The organism is Brevundimonas sp. UBA7838, from assembly GCF_002500885.1.
Taxonomy (GTDB): Bacteria; Pseudomonadota; Alphaproteobacteria; order Caulobacterales; family Caulobacteraceae; genus Brevundimonas; species Brevundimonas vesicularis_C.
Genome location: NZ_DLTK01000039.1, coordinates 1 through 3,988, shown reverse-complemented (window position 1 = coordinate 3,988; position 3,988 = coordinate 1). Strand labels below are relative to the sequence as shown.

The following is a 3,988-nucleotide window of genomic DNA, read 5'->3' as shown; positions in this document are numbered from 1 at the left end:
TGACCAACGCCGAGGACGACTGCGACCGGCTCTTCGTCGCTCCGCTGAACGAAGATAGGTCGTTCAACCCTTCTCGTTGACGCCCGGTCGATCCGTGAGACCCTGTGCTCCCAATATCGGATCGGAGCACACCCCTGACCAAGCGCGTGGCGATTTACTGTCGTGTGAGCACGGCTGACAAAAACCAGACCGTCGAGAACCAGCTTCGCGATCTGCTGGCAGTGGCCCAGCGGCAGGACTGGGAGGTGGTCGCCACCTTCGTCGATGAAGGCATCTCCGGCGCCAAGGGTCGAGACAAACGACCGGGCTTCGACAACCTGCTGAAGGGTGTCGCACGGAAGGAATTCGACCAGATCGCGTGTTTTTCGGTCTGTAGGATCGGGAGGAGTCTGCCCGACCTGATCCATTTCCTCGGCGACATCCAAGCCAAGGGCGTGGACCTCTACGTCCACACGCAGGGCCTCGACACCTCGACGCCTTCCGGCGCCATGATGTTCCAGATGTTGTCGGTGTTCAGTTCCTACGAGCGAGCCATGATCAGGGAGAGGATCATGTCGGGGTTGAGGAGAACGACCAAGAAGAGCGGTCGCAAGCCCATGCCTGACAACCGTGTGGAAGCGATCAGGAGGTCTTTGGAGGACGGTCAGGGCATCCGCGCTACCGCCCGGCTCCATCGTGCATCACCCATGACCGTGACCGCCATCAAACGCTCGATGCTCACGGTCGAGGAAGACCGTCTGGAAAGCGTAGCCGCCGCCTGAACCGGACATAGCCAATCGACTATAGCTTGCTGATGTTGTGGCCGCCGCAGCGGCAACGTCAGAGACGGTCGTGCGGTGCCGTTCGAGACGTTGACCCCAGCCCATCCGAGGACTCTGCTTCGCGACTCATCCATCCGAGTCGCGGAGCATCATAATGGCTGACGACGCCGCCCCATCAGCAGCCGATAGCTCGGCCTACCAGCAGGTCGGCACAAGGAATCCTGTCGGGTGCGCCATTCTCCCTCTAAAGTAGTCCACGACTCTTCTCCGGCACGCGGCGCCCCTGGAGACACGGCCGGCACAAAATCGTCGTCGGGTTCTTGATTGCGCAAAGCCTATGTGACGTTATCTCGTAACAAGTCACTTCCTCCCCAGGCTGAGAGTTTTTTCATGCGTCCCTCAAGCGTCTCGCGATCCCTGCTCATGGCGGCCGCCGGCTCCACGATTCTGGCAGGCGCCGCCGCCGCGCAGTCCGCTCCACAAGCCCCGGCGGAGTTGGGCGATATCATCGTCACGGGCGCGCCCTATGGCATCAGCCAGCGGGCCTCGGTGATCGCGACGGACGTCGTGGACGAACAGACCCTGGCCACGGCGCCGGCGGCCTCGCTCGGCGATATGCTGAGCGGGCGTCCAGGCATCCGTTCGACCGACTTTGCGCCGGGCGCCAGCCGGCCCGTCATTCGCGGCCTCAGCGGCCCGCGCGTCCAGGTGCTGACCAACGGCATTGGTCTGATCGACGCGAGCTCTGTCTCGCCCGATCACGCCGTGGCCACCGATCCGGCCGAGGCCAATCGTATCGAGATCATTCGCGGGCCTGCGACGCTGGTCTATGGCGGCTCGGCCATTGGCGGCGTGGTCAATGTTCTGGACGATCGCATCCCCACCGAAATCCCCGAGGGCGGCGTGTCCGGCGTGGTCTCCACCCAGGCTTCCAGCGTCGATGACGGCCGCAGCGCCTTCGGTCGCGTGACCGTCGGCAGCGGAAACTTCGCCTTCAACGTCGATGGGGTGAAGCGCAAGACCGACGACTACGACATCCCCGCCCCGGCCATTTCCGCCAGGCGCGCCGCCGCCGAAGGCCTTGCGCGCGAGGACACCGGAACTCAGCCCAACAGCTACACCGACCTGGAAGCCTGGGGCGCGGGCGGTTCCTACATCGGCGACAAAGGTTTCGCTGGCGTCTCCTACAAAAACACCGACAGCGAATACGGCACGGTCGCCGAGGAATCGGTCTTCATCAAGCTGAACCAGAAGCGGTGGGACGCGCGCAGCGAATACCGTTTCGACAGCGGACCCTTCTCGGCCCTGCGCGGCTCCTATGGCCATGCCGACTACACTCACACCGAGTTCGAGGCCGTGGGCGAGCCGGGCACCATCTTCAACTCCGATGGTTGGGAAGGCCGTGCGGACCTCGTCCAGCGCGAACGCAACGGCTGGAACGGCGCCGTCGGCGTCCAGGCCCTGTCGCGTAACTTCGAAGCGATCGGCGAGGAGGCCTTCGTGCCCAGCGTCAAGATCGACGAACTGGGCCTCTATACAGTGCAGCGTCTGGACCTCGGCAACCATGGCTTCGAAGGCGGCCTGCGCTATGACCGGCGCGAACTCAGCGGCACGCCCATCGGCGGTGCCAGCGAAGTCACGCGCGAGTTCGACAACTGGTCGGCGTCCGCCGCCGCCTTCATCCGCCCGACCGCCGGCCTGTTCCTGGGCCTCAGCCTAGCCCACAATGAACGCGCGCCCAGCGAGGTCGAGTTGTTCGCCGACGGCGTCCACATCGCCACCGCCGCCTACGAGACCGGCGACCTGACGCTGAACTCCGAGAAGGTGACGACGCTGGAGGGGACCGCCCACTATGACCGCGGCCGATTCACCGGCGACCTGCACGTCTATCACTCCTGGTATAACGGCTTCATCGACGAACGGCCGACGGGCGACCAGTTCTATTTCGACGAAGAGGACGAGTTCTTCCCCATCTATCGGTTCGTCCAGACCGACGCGAAATTCTATGGCTTCGAGCTGGAAGGCGCCTATGCGCTTTGGCAGGACGGCGATCGCAAACTGTCGCTGGAAGGCGCGGCCGACTATGTCCACGCCCAGACGGACTTCGGTCCTGCCGCGCGGATCCCGCCCTACTCCGTGACCGGACGTCTGGCTTGGACATCGACCAGGTTCGACGCCAGCGCCGAGGTTCGCCACGTCGGAGAACAGGACCGGGTCGCCAACGCGTTCGAACTGCCGACCGACGACTACACCCTGGTCAACGCCTCGGTCGCGGTCCGCCCCTTCGCCCAGCAGAACGTCAATCTGTTCGCCGAGGCGCGGAACCTGACGGACGAGGAAGCCCGCGAACACGTGTCCTTCCTCAAGGACATCGCCCCTCTGCCGGGGCGCAACCTTCGGGTCGGCGTCGCCTACCGCTTCTGACGAACATCGAGAGCCTTCGGCGCAGCTTTGGTTGCGCCGAAGGCTCACAGAGTCGGCGAACGCGAACCGCCTCCGTGCGTTGATCGCCCATGACCGACAAAGAACCCCGCAAAGTCCCGATTGGCTACGAAGACCGGCCCGACAAGCCGACACGCGGCGCCTTTCGCATCACGGCTCTCGCCATAGCTGCCGCAGCCGTCGTCTTCCTGACGCTGATCGCGGTCATCGTCGTGCGAAGCGGCGGGATCTAGGGCTCAGGGCCTTCCGACCTGTATCGGGGCGTGGCTTGCTGCACGTCCTTTCCAAGCGCTTGAACTTTTCAACAGCCGGCGAAGTCGCCAGCCCGCGCAAACCCGCGGCAACCCGCCGCGAGGCTCTACTACGGACCGCGACAGATGATTGACTTGAACACCGCCACTTCGGCCGAACTTGATGGCGTTGAACTTTTGCGTGGCCACGGGTTTGAGATTGTCCGCTATAGTGAGGAACGCGGTCTGTTCACCAGCCTTCGTCAGCTCGACGAAGTGCCGGGCCTGGCCCAAAAAACGGATGGCGTCGAAGCGCACCCTTACGTCGAATCTGCCGACGCCACCTAGGCGATGTCTTCCATCAAACGGGTGTCCATAACCTCGGTGACGTAACGCTGCCGCATGGATTTCTATCTGTTGGAATGCTTGGGCAGGTTCGGTCTTCAGGTACACGGCAGTTTGACCGCAACTCGGCATCTGGTCATCAAACAGCAGAAAGCCCCACGGCTTTTAGCGGTGGGGCTTTCTGCTGTTTTGGGTGCGGGAGTAGGATTT

Annotated in this window: 4 protein-coding genes; all 4 read left to right on the top strand. The window is 63.5% G+C overall.

Annotated features, from left to right (window positions below):
* Positions 1-104: 104 nt before the first annotated feature.
* Positions 105-761 (top strand): recombinase family protein, encoded by a 657-nt coding sequence (locus B3T77_RS02715; RefSeq protein WP_349681205.1) that lies wholly within the window; start codon positions 105-107, stop codon positions 759-761.
* A gap of 390 nt (positions 762-1,151) precedes the next feature.
* On the top strand, positions 1,152-3,185 hold the full coding sequence (locus B3T77_RS02710) for a TonB-dependent receptor (RefSeq protein WP_292076976.1): 2,034 nt from the start codon (positions 1,152-1,154) through the stop codon (positions 3,183-3,185).
* A gap of 89 nt (positions 3,186-3,274) precedes the next feature.
* Positions 3,275-3,436 carry a hypothetical protein gene (locus B3T77_RS02705; RefSeq protein ID WP_017504993.1) on the top strand — a complete coding sequence of 54 codons (162 nt, stop codon included), beginning with the start codon at positions 3,275-3,277 and terminating at the stop codon, positions 3,434-3,436.
* A gap of 144 nt (positions 3,437-3,580) precedes the next feature.
* Positions 3,581-3,781 carry a helix-hairpin-helix domain-containing protein gene (locus B3T77_RS02700; protein ID WP_292076973.1) on the top strand — a complete coding sequence of 67 codons (201 nt, stop codon included), beginning with the start codon at positions 3,581-3,583 and terminating at the stop codon, positions 3,779-3,781.
* The last annotated feature ends 207 nt before the right edge of the window (positions 3,782-3,988 follow it).

Bases quoted from the DNA above. Each gene is read 5' to 3' on its own strand.
- B3T77_RS02710 (WP_292076976.1), top strand. From the start codon at position 1,152: ATGCGTCCCTCAAGCGTCTCGCGATCCCTGCTCATGGCGGCCGCCGGC.
- B3T77_RS02705 (WP_017504993.1), top strand. From the start codon at position 3,275: ATGACCGACAAAGAACCCCGCAAAGTCCCGATTGGCTACGAAGACCGG.
- B3T77_RS02700 (WP_292076973.1), top strand. From the start codon at position 3,581: ATGATTGACTTGAACACCGCCACTTCGGCCGAACTTGATGGCGTTGAA.